Origin of the sequence: Nitrobacter hamburgensis X14 (assembly GCF_000013885.1) — a bacterium.
GTDB classification, from domain to species: domain Bacteria; phylum Pseudomonadota; class Alphaproteobacteria; order Rhizobiales; family Xanthobacteraceae; genus Nitrobacter; species Nitrobacter hamburgensis.
On sequence record NC_007960.1, the window covers coordinates 1 to 16,850 of the forward strand.

The 16,850-nt window shown below is 60.3% G+C and carries 15 protein-coding genes and 1 pseudogene; 13 read left to right on the top strand and 3 right to left on the bottom strand.

What is annotated here, in order from left to right; genetic code table 11:
• Positions 1-7 precede the first annotated feature (7 nt).
• The 10 genes and pseudogenes from NHAM_RS22235 to NHAM_RS27815 all read left to right on the top strand — a co-directional run bounded on the left by NHAM_RS22235 (position 8) and on the right by NHAM_RS27815 (position 8,304).
• The gene (locus NHAM_RS22235; protein WP_041359684.1) at positions 8-628 is read left to right on the top strand and encodes a class I SAM-dependent methyltransferase; all 621 of its coding nucleotides are present in this window, start codon (positions 8-10) and stop codon (positions 626-628) included.
• A gap of 232 nt (positions 629-860) precedes the next feature.
• A pseudogene (locus tag NHAM_RS28975) lies at positions 861-1,039 on the top strand (GDCCVxC domain-containing (seleno)protein); the annotation flags it as partial.
• 119 nt (positions 1,040-1,158) lie between these two features.
• Positions 1,159-1,515: a hypothetical protein gene (locus tag NHAM_RS27805; RefSeq protein WP_011505199.1), complete on the top strand. Its 357-nt coding sequence runs from the start codon at positions 1,159-1,161 to the stop codon at positions 1,513-1,515.
• A 99-nt stretch (positions 1,516-1,614) separates the two neighbouring features.
• A complete protein-coding gene (locus NHAM_RS22245; RefSeq protein WP_011505198.1) occupies positions 1,615-2,022 on the top strand; it encodes a FixH family protein in 408 nt (135 codons plus the stop codon).
• Positions 2,019-3,437 carry an efflux RND transporter periplasmic adaptor subunit gene (locus NHAM_RS22250; RefSeq protein ID WP_011505197.1) on the top strand — a complete coding sequence of 473 codons (1,419 nt, stop codon included), beginning with the start codon at positions 2,019-2,021 and terminating at the stop codon, positions 3,435-3,437. Before NHAM_RS22245 ends, NHAM_RS22250 begins: the two co-directional genes overlap by 4 nt.
• Positions 3,434-6,616: an efflux RND transporter permease subunit gene (locus NHAM_RS22255; RefSeq protein ID WP_011505196.1), complete on the top strand. Its 3,183-nt coding sequence runs from the start codon at positions 3,434-3,436 to the stop codon at positions 6,614-6,616. Before NHAM_RS22250 ends, NHAM_RS22255 begins: the two co-directional genes overlap by 4 nt.
• 8 nt (positions 6,617-6,624) lie before the next feature.
• Entirely contained in the window at positions 6,625-6,762 is a 138-nt protein-coding gene (locus NHAM_RS27810; protein ID WP_198137072.1) for a hypothetical protein, read from the top strand.
• Positions 6,759-7,466: a c-type cytochrome gene (locus tag NHAM_RS22260; protein ID WP_011505195.1), complete on the top strand. Its 708-nt coding sequence runs from the start codon at positions 6,759-6,761 to the stop codon at positions 7,464-7,466. Before NHAM_RS27810 ends, NHAM_RS22260 begins: the two co-directional genes overlap by 4 nt.
• A gap of 122 nt (positions 7,467-7,588) precedes the next feature.
• Entirely contained in the window at positions 7,589-8,146 is a 558-nt protein-coding gene (locus tag NHAM_RS22265) for a sigma-70 family RNA polymerase sigma factor (protein ID WP_011505194.1), read from the top strand.
• Positions 8,143-8,304: a hypothetical protein gene (locus tag NHAM_RS27815; protein WP_198137073.1), complete on the top strand. Its 162-nt coding sequence runs from the start codon at positions 8,143-8,145 to the stop codon at positions 8,302-8,304. The genes NHAM_RS22265 and NHAM_RS27815 overlap by 4 nt, the downstream gene beginning before the upstream one ends.
• A gap of 556 nt (positions 8,305-8,860) precedes the next feature.
• On the opposite strand, the gene NHAM_RS22275 is transcribed toward NHAM_RS27815, so the two are convergent.
• Positions 8,861-9,547, bottom strand: coding sequence for a DUF6629 family protein (locus NHAM_RS22275; RefSeq protein WP_011505192.1), 687 nt, complete (start codon positions 9,545-9,547; stop codon positions 8,861-8,863).
• Positions 9,548-9,582: 35 nt separating this feature from the next.
• Between NHAM_RS22275 and NHAM_RS22280 the strand changes: the two genes are divergently transcribed.
• From NHAM_RS22280 to NHAM_RS28980, 3 genes are all read left to right on the top strand, one after another.
• Positions 9,583-12,018, top strand: coding sequence for a heavy metal translocating P-type ATPase (locus tag NHAM_RS22280; RefSeq protein WP_011505191.1), 2,436 nt, complete (start codon positions 9,583-9,585; stop codon positions 12,016-12,018).
• Entirely contained in the window at positions 12,015-13,295 is a 1,281-nt protein-coding gene (locus NHAM_RS22285; protein ID WP_245270127.1) for an MFS transporter, read from the top strand. Before NHAM_RS22280 ends, NHAM_RS22285 begins: the two co-directional genes overlap by 4 nt.
• 410 nt (positions 13,296-13,705) lie before the next feature.
• Entirely contained in the window at positions 13,706-13,858 is a 153-nt protein-coding gene (locus NHAM_RS28980; protein ID WP_283805394.1) for a GDCCVxC domain-containing (seleno)protein, read from the top strand.
• On the opposite strand, the gene NHAM_RS25900 is transcribed toward NHAM_RS28980, so the two are convergent.
• Together NHAM_RS25900 and NHAM_RS22295 are read right to left on the bottom strand one after the other, a co-directional pair.
• Positions 13,859-14,338 (bottom strand): histidine phosphatase family protein, encoded by a 480-nt coding sequence (locus NHAM_RS25900; protein WP_011505189.1) that lies wholly within the window; start codon positions 14,336-14,338, stop codon positions 13,859-13,861. It lies immediately after the preceding gene.
• A gap of 90 nt (positions 14,339-14,428) precedes the next feature.
• On the bottom strand, positions 14,429-16,810 hold the full coding sequence (locus tag NHAM_RS22295; protein ID WP_011505188.1) for a phosphoketolase family protein: 2,382 nt from the start codon (positions 16,808-16,810) through the stop codon (positions 14,429-14,431).
• Positions 16,811-16,850: the final 40 nt, after the last annotated feature.

Here is a 16,850-nt window from a genome sequence, read left to right on the forward strand (position 1 = left end):
GCAGTTCATCGACGAGATCGATCGGCAAGCCCACTGGGAAAACGTGTACCGCACCAAGCGAGAGTATGAAGTCAGCTGGTTTCAGGAGAACCCGGCGCCATCCCTGGAGCTTATTGCACGTGCCGGCTTGTCCAACGAAGCGGAGATCATCGACATCGGTGGCGGCGCCTCACGCCTGGTTGATGGTCTCATCGACCGCCGGTTTCGCCGCATCACTGTGCTCGATCTCTCGGCGGCCGCCCTTGCCGACGCGAAAACACGTCTTGGCCGCGCCGGCGCCGGGGTAGAATGGGTTGTCGCGGATGTTACGCGATGGCACCCGACGCGTACCTACGATCTCTGGCACGACCGGGCTGCGTTCCATTTCCTGACGGACCCGACTGATCGTGAGGCTTACATTGCGTGCCTCAAAAAGGCCGTCGGCCCAAGCGGGCATGTCGTCATCGGCACGTTTGCGCCGGACGGTCCGGAGCGGTGCAGCGGACTGCCGATCATACGCTATGACGCCGATGCTCTTGCCGCCGTGGTCGGGGCGGAATTTACATTGGTCGATTGTCGGCGGCACGATCATTTGACCCCGGGCGGCAATACGCAGCATTTTCAATTCAGCGTCTTCCAAAGAAATTGAGTCGGTATCGTATACTTGTCCAGCATCGTCACGTTGCGTTCCGCCTTGCGGCAGCGACTTGCGATCAAAGCTTGACCATCCGCAGACGTAGTGCATTGCCGACCACGCTCACCGAGGAAAGCACCATCGCGGCGGCGGCTACGATCGGAGAAAGCATTTTCGTAGATATCGATCCTAGGCCGCACTCCTGCCGCAACTTGCGATATGCTTAACGGGAGCCGGGAATTCGATCATGCAATTTGAGTCCGTCCTGACCTGTCCGAAATGCGCTCATCAGGCCCTGGAAACGATGCCTGCTGATGCGTGCCAGTTTTTCTATGAGGCTGCGGAGAGAGGCTTAAGCCACTTGCCGGGGACTGTTGCGTTTTCTGCTCTTACGGTTCGGTGCCGTGTCCCCCAATCCAGAATGATGCAAATCTGCTGCCCACCGGGGGCCTCTTAGCGCGCAAAGGCGCAAAAAAGCGCCTCGCTGGCGCATATGTGAAGTGGCTGCGGCTGGTCAAGTTCCGTGGCCTGTGTGATGGTGGGTCATGGATGTACGCCGACTCATCGGTCGTTTGCTTGCGGTCTTTGTGATCGCCGGGCTCGTTACTGCACCACTGGTGACGCCAGTGGCTGCAAGCGCACTGTCCATCTCCGAAATGACCGGGATGTCGGCTATGTCCGCCGACATGCCCTGTTGTCCGGACGACCAGAAGAACAAGAACTGCCATGATTGTCCCCTGGTTGCGATGTGCGTCCTTAAGACGTCGCAGGCGGGTCCCTCTCTGACGGCGGCCCTACCGCTGCGGCAGGCGATCCGGACGACACATGCGGTTAGGAACGACGTTCTAGCCGACGGCCTTGACCGCCCGCCTCCCGACCATCCCCCTCGAAACCTGGCCTGACCGGCGCTTAGTCGTCGGTTGCTGCCGCACGCCCTCAGGCGTGCGGGCAAATGCATGCCGCTTAACGGCAGATTCAGGACAATCGAGGATTTTAGAGAAATGAAGACGTTTACTCTGACGCGCGCCGTCCAGGCGGCGCTGATCGCTGCCATGATGGGCGGCGCAAGCATGGCTGCTCTGGCCGACATCAAGGATTACAAGTTCGAACTCGTCGACCAGACCGTTCAGGCAGGTCCCGACAAGGTCATCACGGTCCGGCTCTTGAATACGAAGACCGGCAAGCCTGTGCCCGATGCCGTCATCTTCGCGAGCCGCCTGGATATGACTCCAGATGGCATGCAGGAGATGGTCACCAAGGTCGAGGCGGTACCGGCTGCCGAGCCTGGCACCTACAGGTTCAAGGCGACATTCGGCATGGCCGGCCGCTGGCAGCTTTCGCTCGGCGCCAAGGTCCAGGGCGAGACCGGCACCGTCGAGAACAAGTTCGTCATCACGGCGCAGCAATGAACCGCGCCGTCGTCACCAGCGCCACCGTCGCCGCATTGATCGCGGCGGCGGGAGGCGGGTTCGTCGCGGCGCGTTCGCCGTGGTCCGTGGCAGGCGTCACCGGCATGGTCGCTCCCGCTGCGGCGGAGGGCGCTCCCACGCCGATCTACTATCAGGATCCCGACGGCAAACCTTCGTACTCGCTGACGCCGAGGAAGACTCCTGACGGCCGCGACTATCGCGCCGTCCCGGCGAGCGCCGACGTCAGTTTCGACAACGACGCTCCGGAGCCGACGCCCACGGCGTCGGTCGGCGGCTCCAAAGAGCGACGCATCAAATACTACCGCAACCCGATGGGGCTCCCCGACACGTCGCCCAAACCGAAGAAGGATTCGATGGGGATGGACTACATCCCGGTCTATGAGGGCGAGGATTCCGACGACGGGTCGGTCAAGTTGTCTCCGGGCAAGATCCAGCGCACCGGCGTGAAGTCGGAACCCGCAGCAAGGCGGGTGATTCGGACGATAGTCTGCGCTCCCGGCACCATCGCGCTCGACGAGCGGCGGATTTCCGTCATCGCGATGAGGTCCGAAAGCTTTGTCCTGAAGGTCGCCGACGTCACGACGGGATCGCACGTCGTCAAGGGCCAGCCGCTGATGGAGATCTATAGCCCGTCGGTTTCGTCCGCCGCCGCTGAGTACCTCACGACGATCACCTCGAAGACGACCAGCGGCAACGTCCAGTACGGTCGGGGATCGCGGCAGCGTCTGATGAACCTCGACGTTCCGGATGCCGCCATTTCAGCCATCGAGAAGAGCCGAACCGTACCGACATCGATCGAGTGGAGCGCACCGCGCGACGGCATCGTTCTCGAGCGCAACGCGATCGAGGGCATGCGTGTCCAGCCGGGCGGCGTCCTGTTCAGGATCGCCGACCACTCCGTCGTGTGGGCGCTGATCGACGTTGCCGAACGCGATCTCGGCGCCATCGCCGTCGGCCAGCCGGTCACAGTCAAAGCGCGGAGCTTTCCCGGGCGGGAGTTCACCGGAAAGGTCGACGTGATCTATCCAGAGATTAACAAGGAGACGCGGACGGCACGCGTCCGTGTAGAGCTAAAGAATGCCGACCTGATCCTGCTGCATGACATGTATGTCGATGCCGAGATCAATACCGGCAGCCCCGAGGCGGTACTGGCGATTCCGGAGAGCGCCGTGCTCGACACCGGCGCCCGGCAATCGGTGCTTATCGACAAGGGACAAGGCCGTTTCGAGCCGCGCGAGGTCAAGCTCGATCAACGGGGCAACGGTTATGTCGAAGTCCGGTCGGGTGTCGCGGACGGGGAGCCGGTTGTCGTTTCCGCGAACTTCTTGATCGATGCGGAGAGCAATCTCAAGGCGGCGCTGAAGGGATTCTCTGAAACGGGAGCTCAACCATGATCGCCCGCCTAATCGCCTGGTCGGCCCGCAACCTGCTGCTGGTGTTCTTCGGTACCGGTTTCGCCGCAGCCGCGGGAATCTATGCGCTGGTCCACTTGCCGCTCGACGCCATCCCCGATCTCTCCGATACCCAAGTCATCGTCTACACCGAATATCCGGGCCAGGCCCCGCAAGTGATCGAGGATCAGGTCACCTATCCGCTGACGACGGCGATGCTGACCGTTCCCCACTCCAAGGTCGTCCGCGGCTTCTCGTTCTTCGGCGTCTCCTTTGTCTACGTCATCTTCAAGGACGGCACCGACATCTACTGGGCGCGCTCGCGCGTTCTTGAATCCCTCAATAGCGCGGCATCACGGTTGCCGGCCGGGGTCACCCCTACGATCGGGCCGGACGCTACCGGCGTCGGCTGGGTCTACCAGTATGCGGTGATGTCGAAGGAATTGAACCTTTCCGACACCCGCGCTATCCAGGACTGGAATCTGAAGTTCGCGCTGGCAAAGGCTGAGGGCGTGGCCGAGGTCGCAAGCGTCGGCGGTTTCGTCAAGCAATACAACGTCATCCTCGATCCACAGCGCATGCGCGATCTCGGCATTACGATGCAGAAGATGCGCGACGCGATCCGCGCCAGCAACGCCGATGTCGGCGGCCGCACCGTAGAGCTGTCGGAGTTTGAATACGTTATTCGCGGCAAGGGCTATCTGAAAGACATCAACGATCTGGGCAGCATCGTTCTGAAGACCAACAACGGCACCCCGGTTCTGCTGAAGGATGTCGCCCGCGTCGAATTGGGTCCGGACGAGCGACGCGGCATCGCCGAATTGAACGGCGAGGGTGAAGTCACAAGCGGCATCGTGCTGCAGCGGTTCGGGGGCAATGCGCTCGACGTGATCCGGAACGTCAAAAAGCGATTCAAGGAAATCGCCAGCAGCCTGCCGAAATCAGTGGATATCGTGCCGGTTTATGACCGCTCGAATTTGATCATCGCAGCCATCGCGACCCTCAAACACACGCTGCTTGAGGAAAGCGCGGTGGTCGCGCTGGTGTGCATCATATTCCTGCTGCACGTCCGCAGCGCTCTGGTGGCGATCCTGATGCTGCCGGTCGGCGTGCTGATGGCGTTCGGTGCGATGAAACTGCTGGGGCTCGGCTCCAATATCATGAGCCTCGGCGGCATCGCGATCGCGATCGGCGCCATGGTCGACGCCGCGATCGTCATGATCGAAAACGCCCACAAGCACCTGGAGCGGGCCGAGCCCGGACGCTCGCGGGTCAATATCCTGATCGATGCGGCCTCTGAGGTCGGTCCGGCGCTGTTCTTCAGCCTGCTGATCATCACGGTGTCGTTTATGCCGATCTTCACTCTGGAATCGCAGGAGGGACGAATGTTCAGTCCCCTGGCGTTCACCAAGACGTTCTCCATGGCGGCGGCAGCGCTGTTGTCCGTGACTCTTGTTCCGGCCTTGATGATCGTCTGCGTCCGCGGCCGCATCGTCCCGGAGCACAAGAACCCGATCAACCGCTTCCTGATCTGGATCTATCGCCCGGTGATCAGGGGCGTGATGCGCGCCAAGACGCTGGTGATCCTGCTCGCGCTTGGCGTGCTGGCGGTCTCCGTCTGGCCGGCGCGCCAGCTTGGCACCGAATTTATGCCCAACCTGAACGAGGGCACGCTGCTTTACATGCCGACGACGCTGCCGGGCATTTCGGTGACCAAAGCAGGCGAACTGCTGCAAACCCAGGACAGGATCATCCGGTCGTTTCCGGAGGTCGCATCAGTGTTCGGCAAGGCCGGACGTGCGTCGACCGCCACCGATCCGGCGCCGTCAGAAATGTTCGAAACCATCATCAATCTCAAGCCGAAGGAGCAATGGCGCCCGGGCGTGACGATCGACAGTCTGACCGCCGAGATGGACAAGGCGCTGCAATTCCCCGGCGTCTCCAACGCCTGGACCATGCCGATCAAGGCGCGCATCGACATGCTGTCGACGGGTATCCGAACCCCGGTCGGGGTAAAGGTGATCGGCATCGATCTAGTCGAGATCGACAAGCTCGCCAAGCAGATCGAACGGGTCTTGAAGGTCGTGCCCGGAACATCGTCGGCCTACGCCGAGCGCACGATCGGCGGATACTATCTGGACATCACGCCGGATCGTGCGGCATTGGCGCGCTACGGCATCATGATCCAGGACGTGCAGGACGTCATCGCGACGGCGCTGGGCGGACAAACGGTCACGACAACGGTGGAAGGCCGCCAGCGCTTCACCGTCAACATGCGTTACCCGCGCGCGCTGCGCAGCGATCCGCAATCAATTGCCAACGTCCTGGTGCCGATGCCGGGTGGAGGTGCGGTGCCGCTCGGCGAAGTCGCCAAGATCGCGCCGACGCGCGGGCCGACGTCGATCCGTACCGAAGATGGACAACTGGCCAGTTACATCTATGTCGACATCCGCGATCGCGACCTCGGTGGTTACGTCGCCGACGCGCAGAAGGCGGTGCAGGCGAGCATCCAGTTTCCGCCGGGTTACTATGTGGTCTGGAGCGGTCAGTACGAATATCTCGAGCGCGCCACAGCGCGGCTCAAGATTGTGGTTCCGGTAACGCTGCTGATCATCTTCCTGCTGCTCTACCTCAACTTCCGTTCTTTGACGGAAACCATGATCGTGATGCTGTCGCTGCCGTTCGCGCTGGTCGGCGGGCTATGGCTGATGTGGGCGCTTGGCTTCAATTTGTCGGTCGCCGTCGCCGTCGGCTTCATCGCGCTGGCCGGCGTCGCCGCCGAGACCGGCGTGGTGATGTTGATCTACCTCAACCAGGCACTGGCCGAGATCAAAGCGCGAAGGTTGATCGAGGGCCGGGCCCTCATGCGCACTGACCTCTACGATGCCGTCATGGAGGGCGCGGTCGAACGCGTGCGGCCGAAGATGATGACGGTCGTCGCCATCATGGCCGGCCTGCTGCCGATCATGTGGAGCACCGGCACGGGCTCGGAAATCATGCAGCGAATCGCTGTGCCGATGATCGGCGGCATGATCTCCTCGACGCTGCTGACGCTGATCGTGATCCCGGCGATCTTCGCCCTCGTCAAAGGTTTTAGGCTGCCGAACGGCGTTAATCGATCTACAACGCCGACGACTCCGACGATGCGCGCGGCACGACGGATTCCAGAGCCGGCCGAATGAGGTGAATCATGATGAACGGAATGATGACGTCCGGAATGATGTGGGGCATGGCGTTGGTCTGGCTGCTGGTGGTCGCTGTCCTGGTCCTCTCGATGGCTGCACTGGTGAAGTATCTGTTTTCTGGACACAAGGGAGACCGGCAATGAGCAAATTCGGAATCTTGGTGCTGCTCGCTATCGCATTTCTGTCGCCGGCTCTCGCCGAGCAGGGTAACGCTGCGCGTGGTCGGAAGGATTTCAAAGCTTGCGCGCCATGTCATTCTCTTGAACCCGGCCGCAATATGACGGGGCCCAGTTTGGCCGATCTCTGGGGGCGGAAAGCCGGTGGGGTATTGAGCTTCGACCGCTACTCCGACGCGCTGAAGGCGTCCGGGATTGTCTGGAATGATGACACGCTCGATCAATGGCTGACCGATCCGCAGAACGTGGTGCCGGGTAATGAGATGCCGTTCGACGGCATCAAGGATGTTGGCGCCCGCGCAGACCTGCTGGCGTTCCTCAAGGAGGCTACGAAGCCCGGAGCCGCACCCGCGCGGACCGCACAAAGCCAGATGAAGGGCATGAGCGGCATGATGGACGGCGGCGGCCATGACCCTAATCTGAAAAGCCTTGAGCCCGCCAGACAGGTCAAAACGATTACCTATTGCCGCGACACCTATCGCGTCACTACCGCCGACGGCAAGATGCGCGCGTTCTGGGAACGCAACCTCCGCTTCATGACGGACACAAGCAAGGATGGACCGGAGAAAAATGCGCCCGCGATTATGCCTGCGGGAATGATGGGTGATCGTGCCGCGATAATCTTTGCCGAACCGGAAGAGATCGGCAGGTTTATCGAGCCGCATTGCTAGGTGGTGAGATCGGTCCGTCCCTGGTCGGATTCCCCCCTCGATGCCGGATTTATTATCCGCGAGGCATCATCGTTTGTAACCGAACCGGATTGACCAGCGAATTGATAGAGAAGACGCCAAGCATGATGAGCCACGAGACCGAACTGAAGGCACTTATGCTTGCCAGCCTGGATGGCGACGCGGTCTCGCACCGCGCACTGCTTGATCAATTGAGCCGCTATCTGCGGGCGTTCTACAAACGCCATCTGGACCGCATCGGGCGAGGTCCCGAGGAGGCGGAGGATCTGGTGCAGGAAGCCCTGCTGGCAATCCAGCTCAAGCGTCACACGTTTGACGTCGAGACGCTGCTGACCCCGTGGGTACATGCGATCGCACGCTACAAGCTGATTGACTATCTCCGGCGCAATCGCGCGTTGCTGGCGTATTTGCCGATCGGGGATCACCACGAACTCGCGGCGGCCGACGATCAGATCGCCGTCGAGAGCACGCACGACATCGGGCAGTTGCTGAACCGTCTGCCAACGAAGGTCCGTCATGCGATTGAGAGCGTGAAGCTCGAGGGTCGAAGCGTCGCAGAAACAGCCGTCCGGTACGATATGACGGAATCGGGCGTTAAGATCAGCATCCATCGCGGCATCAAGGCTTTGGCGAAACTGATCGGCAGGGAGACCAGGGCATGAAGACGGAAGAACTGGTCAACGCGCTCAGCAACAACACCGAACCCGTCGACCGCGGACTCGTCGGGCGGATGGTCGGTATCGCCTTGGGCGCCGGTGTTACCGTGGCCTTTGAGGCGCATCGGCGACTCCTGAATGCGAGGCCATTTTGGAAAAGCTAATTGATCACCGAAGAAGCTTCAGCGGCATTCCGCACGTGACATATATCAATATGCTGGTTCAGAATTGCGTCATCATGAGGTGAGTATCTCCGGAACCCACGCGCTTACTTCCGACCACACTAAGTCGAATAGCGAAATAGCCGGAGCAGGTATCCTCCCCCGCCAAAGCCAACAGGAGAACAAGATGACCAATAAGAACGACACATCGCAGCAGTCCGTATCGGCGCATGGTTGCTGCGACGGTCAGGCTTCCAAGGAAAAGGCGGCGCTCGCGGCTGCCAAGCCGGAAGCGGCCCCATCCTCAGCGGCAAAGCGTTCAGCGCCGGCGGAAGCCGCCGGATCTTGCTGCCACGGCGAGGGCTCTTCCGATGCTGATCATAAGAAGCAGCACGAGCATCAATCATAGCCGTCGTGCGAGGTGCGAAGCAATCATCCATGACAACGAGCACGCTCAACGTCGGCGACCGGTTCTCGGTCGTTGATGCCCAGAAATTGTGCGGCCATGACATTTCATGGGCCCGTCCAATCCAGAATTCCGTTTACCGGGAACGGTCGCCTATCTGAACAATTCCGGGCATTCGCGACAACACTTGTTCCACACGATGATGTAAATCAGGTGCAGGGTGCCGAGACCGGCCAAAAAACAGAAGAATGATATGTAGGCAAAACTCAGAAACGTGTAGTCCACAACTGTGATGGCAATAAGCGTCAATCCAAACAGGCGTATGTGCAGGTAGGTCGAGATCATGGTCGGCGTAATGAGCAGAAAAACATAGATCAGATAGGTCAGCCAGCGCGGGATCAGATAATCGAGAAACATGGTGTCTTCATAAGCCAGTGACTGTCGGTTAATCCTGACATTTACCCAATCTGGATGGAAAAGATGTGGGACAAAGAGGATCAGGCCGAAAACAAGCCCTGCCAAGGCAAAGCCCAGCAATGGCAATTTGCGCCGACTGCCTGGAGGTTCCAGAAAATAGATGCTGAACGGGACCCAGACCGGCCAAATCACCCAAGAGAAAAAGATAAAGCCCATGGCGGCCCACCAGATCATGGATTGGTCGGAGTTGTTCACTCCCATCCAGACATGGCCCTCCATCAATTGCTGAAGCCCGGCCAGTGTCGGCATTTGAGAAACCGGAAAGTACCGTTTGTTTATCTTGAAGGCTTTCCAGCCTGCAAACGCACCGCCAACAATCAGGACGCCGCCGGCAGCAAAACTCACGGGTTCGCAAAAGCACATACTCAATTCTCTATCGCCGGTAGGAGTAAGCTTCAATGACCAAGATTACGCTCGAAGTCGGAGATCTGTTCTCGGTCCTCGGCGCACACGGGATCGAACGGCAGGTACAGCGTGTTGCAGGTGTCGGTCACGTATCGGTCAATCCGGTCTCCGGCTCGACGACCGTGATGTTTGACCCGGGGAAGACCAGCCCTGCCGCAATACAGGAAGCGATCAAGGATTGCGGCTTTCATTGTGCGGGCGAAGCCGTGCCGAAGCATATTTGCGAAAAGCCCGCGATGCGGGGTTCTAGTTCGAAGGCCCCGACCAGCCAGCTAAAGCCTGCGGATTCCGAAACGCATCAGGATCATTCGGGGATGGCCGGCATGAAGCCGGCCGACACGATGGCTAAACCCAAGGCGCATGGCGGGGACAAGAGCGATGCTATGGCCCATGAAATGGGCCACGGCGCTGGCATGGACATGCAGGTCATGGTCCGCGACATGCGCAACCGCTTCTGGATCGCGCTTGCCTTCAGCCTGCCGATCTTTCTCTTTTCTCCTATGGGCATGGACTTCATTCAAATTCCGCCACCATTCGGCCTGCGGCTGGATCTGATACTGTTCGTTTTAGCCAGCGCCGCCATCCTCTACCCGGTCTGGCCCTTCGTTGTTGCAGCCTACCGAGCGCTCCGCAGCGGTGTCGCCAATATGGCGGTGCTGGTCGTCCTCAGTGTCGGCACCGGGTACCTGTTCAGCGTCGGGTCCACGTTCTTTTACGGTGGCCAGCAGTTCTACGAAGCGTCTGCAATCCTGCTGGTCTTCATCCTTCTCGGACACTGGCTCGAAATGCGCGCAAGGGCAGGGGCATCTGAAGCCATCCGCGCACTCATGGATCTGGCGCCGCCCAAAGCAACGGTGCTGCGGGATGGCAAGGAACTGGAAGTGGCGACCGCCGAGATCATTTCGGGCGATACGGTCGTGATCAGGCCCGGGAATAAGATCCCGGTCGACGGGACCGTGCTGGAAGGCACATCCCAGGTCGATGAATCCATGCTCACGGGTGAATCGATGCCGGTGGCCAAAAAAGCCGGCGACGCGGTGATCGGCGCGACTATCAACAAGAGCGGTGCGTTTCACTATCGCGCGACCAAGGTCGGCGCTGACACGGCGCTCGCCCAAATCGTCAAGCTGGTCCAAGAAGCGCAGAACTCCAAGGCGCCGTCACAACTGCTTGCGGATCGTGCGTCGCAATGGTTGGTCCTGGCGGCGGTTGCGGTGGGCCTTCTTACGTTCGTCGTCTGGTATTGGTGGATCGGCCAGACGCTGCTGTTCGCGCTCAGCCTCACGATCACCGTCTTCGTGATCGCGTGCCCGGATGCCCTTGGGTTGGCGACCCCAATGGCGATCATGGTCGGAACCGGGCTCGGCGCCATGAACGGAATTTTGTTCAAGAATGCGTCGGCGCTGGAGGACGCGACCAAGTTGAACGTCGTCATCTTCGACAAGACCGGCACGCTGACGATGGGCCATCCCGAGGTGGTGGGTCTGGCGATAGCTGTTGGCGCCACCGAGGAACAGTTGCTATCTGCGGCCGCGGCGGTGGAAGCAGGATCGGACCATCCCTTGGCGCAGGCAATACTGCGCCGGGCCGCCAATGTGAAGGCGCCAAAGACGACCGGTTTCGGGAACATCGAGGGCAAGGGCGCGCAAGCCGAGATCAACGGGAAGATAGTCTTGCTCGGCAACAAGTTGTTGATGTCGGAGAATAACATTGATCTCGGCGAACTTGGCGCGAAATCCGAGGAGTTGCAGGGCGCTGGCCGGACCGTCGTCCACCTCGCAGTGGACCGCAAGCTCGTGGGTTTGATCGCCATCGCCGATGCGGTAAGGCCGACCGCGGTGGAAGCGGTCAAGTCGCTACGCGCGCGGGGTGTCGAGGTCGCAATGCTAACCGGAGACAATCAGGGCACGGCAGAGCGGATCGCGCAGAGTATCGGGATAGATAGAGTGTTCGCCAACGTGTTGCCTGGCGACAAGGCAGGCAAGGTCAAGGAGCTGCAATCGCAAGGTAAGAAAGTCGGCATGGTCGGCGACGGAGTGAATGACGCTCCGGCTCTGACACAGGCCGACGTCGGCTTCGCGATCGGAGCCGGTACGGATGTCGCAATGGAAAGCGCCGACATCGTCCTGATGAAAAGCGACCCATTCGACGTGGTCGGCGCCATCGAACTGTCCCATGCGACGCTCAGAAAAATGCATCAGAATCTTTGGTGGGCAGTCGGCTACAACGTCGTCGCCTTTCCTCTGGCCGCTGGTGTTCTCTATCCGTTTTTGCTCAGCCCAACCATCGCGGCCATTGCCATGTCCGGCAGCTCGGCGCTGGTCGCGGCCAATGCACTGATGCTGAAGCGGACCAAGCTGACGGGTATCCGTCGTCAGCGCCCCACTGCATCTCCTGAGACGTTCACCTCCGTCGTGGCGACGTCGTGATCTTACGCGGCGCATCGGGCGTGCCGCTGAGCACTATGGCCGTCTTGATGGCGTCGGTGTTCACAGTGTCGATTGGCTACGGTGTGGTACTGCCTCTGCTCCCATATCTCATAGAGCGTCTGCTCGGCGCGGCTGCCGATGCGGCGCAAGTATCGCGCTCGACCGGGCTGCTGACAGGCCTCTACACATTGGCTCTCTTTCTCTTTGCTCCGGCTTGGGGACACATGTCTGACCGGTACGGACGTCGCATCATCCTTCTGATCGGTTTGATCGGTTTCAGCGCCACCATGTTGACCTTCGCATTCATCGAGAACCTGACGGCGGTTTACGCCGAGCGTTTCTTGAGCGGTATGTTCGCCGCTGCGGTGACGCCGGGCGCGCTGGCCACGATCGGGGATCTCGCAGCGACAGATGAGGCACGAGCGCGCCGCCTCACCTTCGTCAGCCTAGCGGGAATCAGCGGGTTTCTGCTCGGACCTATGCTTGGCGTCTTCGTTGTGCGGAGCGCAGGGAGCCTGCTCCCGATTGGCGGCGGGGCCGGAGCACTGACCTTGCCACTGGCGGGGACTGCGGTCTTGGCGCTTCTTGTGGCGGCCGCTGCCGCCGTGACCGTACCTGGAGTGAAGCGGGGCGATGCTACCCCCAAGCGCGACCGAGCAGATCTGGCGCCTAGCCGCTGGCTCGTTCCCAAGCTGCTTACCCTCGCATTCGTCGTCTCTGCTGGAGTGGGTGTGTTCGAGGTTGGATTAGCGCTTCGCGGCAAACAGGAACTCGGGCTCACCCAATACCAGATTGCGCTGATGTTCACCGAGTGCAGCTCTGTGATGTTGGTCGTGCAATCGATCGTCTTCTCGCCTTGGATCAAACCCAAGACCACGCGCTGGTTTATTGCGCCGGCTCTCGCCATCTTGGCGGCAGGATTATTCCTTGTCCCACGTGCGCCGGACTTCACGCTGACGCTCGCGGTGATCGGGGCGGTGGCGGCGAGCGCCGGTATTCTCTCTCCGATCCTGACCTACTGGATATCGATCAAGGCCGGCAAGGCGCAGGGAGCGGAACTTGGCAAGCAAACGGCCGCATCAAGCCTTGGTGCTGCCGTGGGGTCCGCAGCCGGAGGACTCCTCTTCGATGTTGCGCCGCTGCCGCACGCCTCGTTTTTGCTGGTAGCTGTGCTAACCGTCCTGGGTGTCCTGTTGAGTCTCGGCCTTCCGAATGCGCTTGTGACGCGGAAACTCGGCGAAGCCGCCTGCAACGGGGAGGGCCGCGCCGTGTCTTAGATTAGGCCTGATCTTCTCGCCCCCTCCCGTTGGAAATTGTATGCCTGACAGGAAAAGCTTGAGTATCGGGCATTTGACTGGTGCGTGATCGAACGCCCCGGCTATGTTCCCGGCACGAATCAGTCCCATCAGAGGCCCCTCGCTGGTGGGTTGGCGGCCGTAGGGCTGGCGACCGGCGCAGGAGCCGTGTTGGCAGCGTCATGCTGCGTGCTGCCCGTTGTCCTTCGTGGCTAGGAACAAGCGTTACGCGGGGCTAGAAGCACCGCGGTTGTTCTGGCCGCAGCATCAATGCTCGTTGTCACCGCAGCAAACTGGGACGCACTAGAACGGACGCTGCTCAAGATCGTGCGAGCGAACCGCCGATGCAGTTGAAATCCACGCTCACTTGTCCGAATTGCGCCTATTAAGCAATCGAGAAGATGCCGACGGACGCCTGCCAGTTTTTCTATGACTGCAAAGGTTGCGGCCAGCGGCTAAAGCCTAGGCAGAGTGATTGTTGCGTGTTTTGCTCTTACGGCTCGGTGCCGTGTCCGCCGATTCAAGAGAACGGAAAGTGCTGCTAACTAGTTCGGAATTATCTGAGGCCTCATCAGATACTCGGCGGCCGCCATAGCCAACACGGCAACAACAATCCAGACCCATCGCGGTGTTGATCCTAAGTTCATGACAAGCCTCCCAGCATACCCAACTTTGAAACCATTCCTGGGCCCCGCTGTGGAGCCATTCCATAAGACGATGGCCGGCACTTCGGCGAGGTTGTGCTCATAACCGAGAACGCTGACTGACGCCGTGCTGAGAAGGAGATGCTGCGCCTGCCTTATCTCCAATCCGATCCAACGCGCGGCCATGACACGCCCGAAATGGCCGTGCGAGATGGCGATATTACCCTTAAACGTCCGGAGTCGAGCAATCAGCCGATCTGCGCGTTCGGAAACTTGGGCGGGCGATTCGCCGCTTGGGCATCCGTCTCGAAAGACGTTCCAGTCCGGCCGTGCCTTGCGAATATCCGCAGGGCGCTGTCCCTCGTAGTCGCGTAGTCCCACTCCGCGAGGTCCGGTTCTGGCCCGAGAGCGACCAAGCGGTTTAGCCGTGTCGCATCAGATAAAGGCGCGAGAGCAAGCTCGGGATGCCCGTCACGTCTTTGCACCCCACCGCCAGTTGCGGATTTCCGGCATGTCTTCGCCATACCTGCGGATGTAGTGCTTATGCTCGGTGAGCTTGTCCTGAAGCTGCTGCTTCAGATAAGCCCCCTTGGCACTCAACTGCGGTAGGCGGTCGATTACATCGATCACCAGATGGAAACGATCCAGATCGTTAAGCACGGTCATGTCGAAGGCGGTGGTGATCGTGCCTTCCTCTTTGTAGCCGCGGACGTGCAAGTTCTCGTGGTTGGTACGGCGGTAGGTCAGCCGGTGGACCAACCATGGGTAACCATGGAACGCAAAAATGACCGGTTTATCCTTGGTGAAGAGTGAATCGAAATCTGTATCGCTCAAACCGTGCGGGTGCTCGTTCTTCGGCTGTAGCTTCAGGAGATCGACGACGTTGACCACCCGGATTTTCAAGTCCGGAAGACGTTGGCGCAGAATCGAGACAGCGGCGAGCGTCTCCAGCGTAGGCACGTCGCCGCAGCAGGCCATTACAACGTCTGGCTCAGAGTCTTGGTCACTGCCAGCCCATTGCCAGATGCCGATGCCTTCTGAGCAATGCGCGGCGGCGGCGTCCATGGTCAACCATTGGGGTGCCGGGTGTTTGCCTGCAATCACGACGTTGACGTAATGGCGGCTACGCAGGCAGTGGTCCGTCACCGACAGAAGGCAGTTGGCGTCGGGCGGAAGGTAAACCCGCACGATCTCGGCCTTTTTGTTCATGACGTGGCCAATAAAACCGGGGTCCTGGTGTGTGTAGCCGTTGTGATCCTGTCGCCAGACATGTGAGGCCAGCAGGTAGTTCAAGGAGGCGATCTTCCGACGCCACGGCAGGTGTGACGTGACCTCCAGCCACTTGGCATGCTGGTTGAACATTGAATCGACGATGTGGATGAACGCTTCGTAGCAATTAAATAGTCCGTGCCGCCCGGTGAGCAGGTAGCCCTCGAGCCAACCCTCACACTGGTGCTCGCTCAGCATTTCCATCACGCGCCCGGTGGGCGCGAGAAAATCGTCGTTCGCCGCGGTCGTCGCGTCCCATTGGCGATTGGTCACCTCAAAGAGCGCTTCCAGACCGTTGGAGAGCGTCTCGTCAGGTCCAAAGACCCGGAAATTCCGTTGTTCGCTGTTCAGCTTGGTCACATCGCGCAGGAAAGGCCCGAGCACCCGGGTGTCGCCGATGCCGCGAACTCCCGGCGAGGGCACGTCCGCTGCGTAGTCGCGGAAATTCGGCATCCGCAGGTCGCGGAGCAAAATGCCGCCGTTAGCGTGAGGATTCGCACCCATGCGTCGTTCGTCCTTGGGCGCAAGTTCAGCCAGCTCCGGCTTTAGGTGTCCGTGCTCATTGAAGAGTTCCTCCGGCCGATAGCTCCTCAGCCAGTCTTCCAGCAGCTTGAGGTGTTCAGGATGGGTGGCCGGGTCAGAAAGCGGCACCTGGTGCGCACGGAAAGTACCTTCAACCTGCAGGCCATCAACGACCTTGGGCCCGGTCCAACCTTTGGGTGAATCAAGGACGATCATCGGCCAGCGTGGACGCGTGACATTGCCGTGGATGCGGGCGTCCTGCTGGATTTGTTTGATCTGCTCCACTGCCATATCGAGCGTTGCGGCCATGGCCTCGTGCATCAGCGCGGGCTCGTGGCCCTCGACAAAGTAGGGCGCCCACCCATAACCCCGAAGCAACTGCTCCAATTCCTCGCGCGTGATGCGGGCGAGGATCGTCGGGTTGGAAATCTTGTAGCCGTTGAGATGCAGGATCGGCAGTACCGCGCCGTCGGTCGCCGGGTTGAGGAACTTGTTGGAATGCCACGCCGTGGCCAGCGGTCCGGTTTCAGCTTCGCCGTCGCCGACGACGCAGGCCACAACGAGATCGGGATTGTCGAACACCGCACCGAAAGAGTGGCTGAGCGAATAACCCAGTTCGCCGCCCTCGTGGATCGAGCCTGGGCACTCCGGCGATGCGTGGCTGGGAATGCCTCCGGGAAACGAAAACTGAGTGAAGAGTTTCCGAAGCCCGGCCTCATCCTGGCTGATGTCGGGATAGATCTCGCTGTAAGTGCCCTCGAGGTAAGTGTTGCCAACCACGGCCGGCCCGCCGTGCCCAGGTCCAGAGACGTAAATCATGTCCAGGTCATATTTCTTGATGACGCGATTCAGGTGGACGTAGATGAAATTCTGCCCGGGGGTCGTGCCCCAGTGGCCCAACAACATGTGCTTCACATCCGCGAGCGTCAGCGGCCGCTTCAGCAACGGATTGTCGTAAAGATAAATTTGCCCGACCGAGAGAAAGTTGGCCGCCCGCCAATAGGCATCCATGTTGTGCAGCAATTCCGGGCTAAGCGTCTTTGAGTCTGCCGTTGTCTTCATCGTTCGACTTCCTTCTGCGCGTCAAGCCAAGGGCGCGTAT

Excerpts from the sequence above, each read along its gene's own strand:
- NHAM_RS22295 (WP_011505188.1), bottom strand. The coding sequence starts at position 16,810 with ATGAAGACAACGGCAGACTCAAAGACGCTTAGCCCGGAATTGCTGCAC.
- NHAM_RS27815 (WP_198137073.1), top strand. The coding sequence starts at position 8,143 with ATGAAGACGGAAGAACTGGTCAACGCGCTCAGCAACAACACCGAACCC.
- NHAM_RS22275 (WP_011505192.1), bottom strand. The coding sequence starts at position 9,547 with ATGTGCTTTTGCGAACCCGTGAGTTTTGCTGCCGGCGGCGTCCTGATT.
- NHAM_RS22280 (WP_011505191.1), top strand. The coding sequence starts at position 9,583 with ATGACCAAGATTACGCTCGAAGTCGGAGATCTGTTCTCGGTCCTCGGC.
- NHAM_RS27805 (WP_011505199.1), top strand. The coding sequence starts at position 1,159 with ATGGATGTACGCCGACTCATCGGTCGTTTGCTTGCGGTCTTTGTGATC.
- NHAM_RS22245 (WP_011505198.1), top strand. The coding sequence starts at position 1,615 with ATGAAGACGTTTACTCTGACGCGCGCCGTCCAGGCGGCGCTGATCGCT.
- NHAM_RS22265 (WP_011505194.1), top strand. The coding sequence starts at position 7,589 with ATGATGAGCCACGAGACCGAACTGAAGGCACTTATGCTTGCCAGCCTG.
- NHAM_RS22255 (WP_011505196.1), top strand. The coding sequence starts at position 3,434 with ATGATCGCCCGCCTAATCGCCTGGTCGGCCCGCAACCTGCTGCTGGTG.
- NHAM_RS22250 (WP_011505197.1), top strand. The coding sequence starts at position 2,019 with ATGAACCGCGCCGTCGTCACCAGCGCCACCGTCGCCGCATTGATCGCG.
- NHAM_RS27810 (WP_198137072.1), top strand. The coding sequence starts at position 6,625 with ATGATGAACGGAATGATGACGTCCGGAATGATGTGGGGCATGGCGTTG.
- NHAM_RS22260 (WP_011505195.1), top strand. The coding sequence starts at position 6,759 with ATGAGCAAATTCGGAATCTTGGTGCTGCTCGCTATCGCATTTCTGTCG.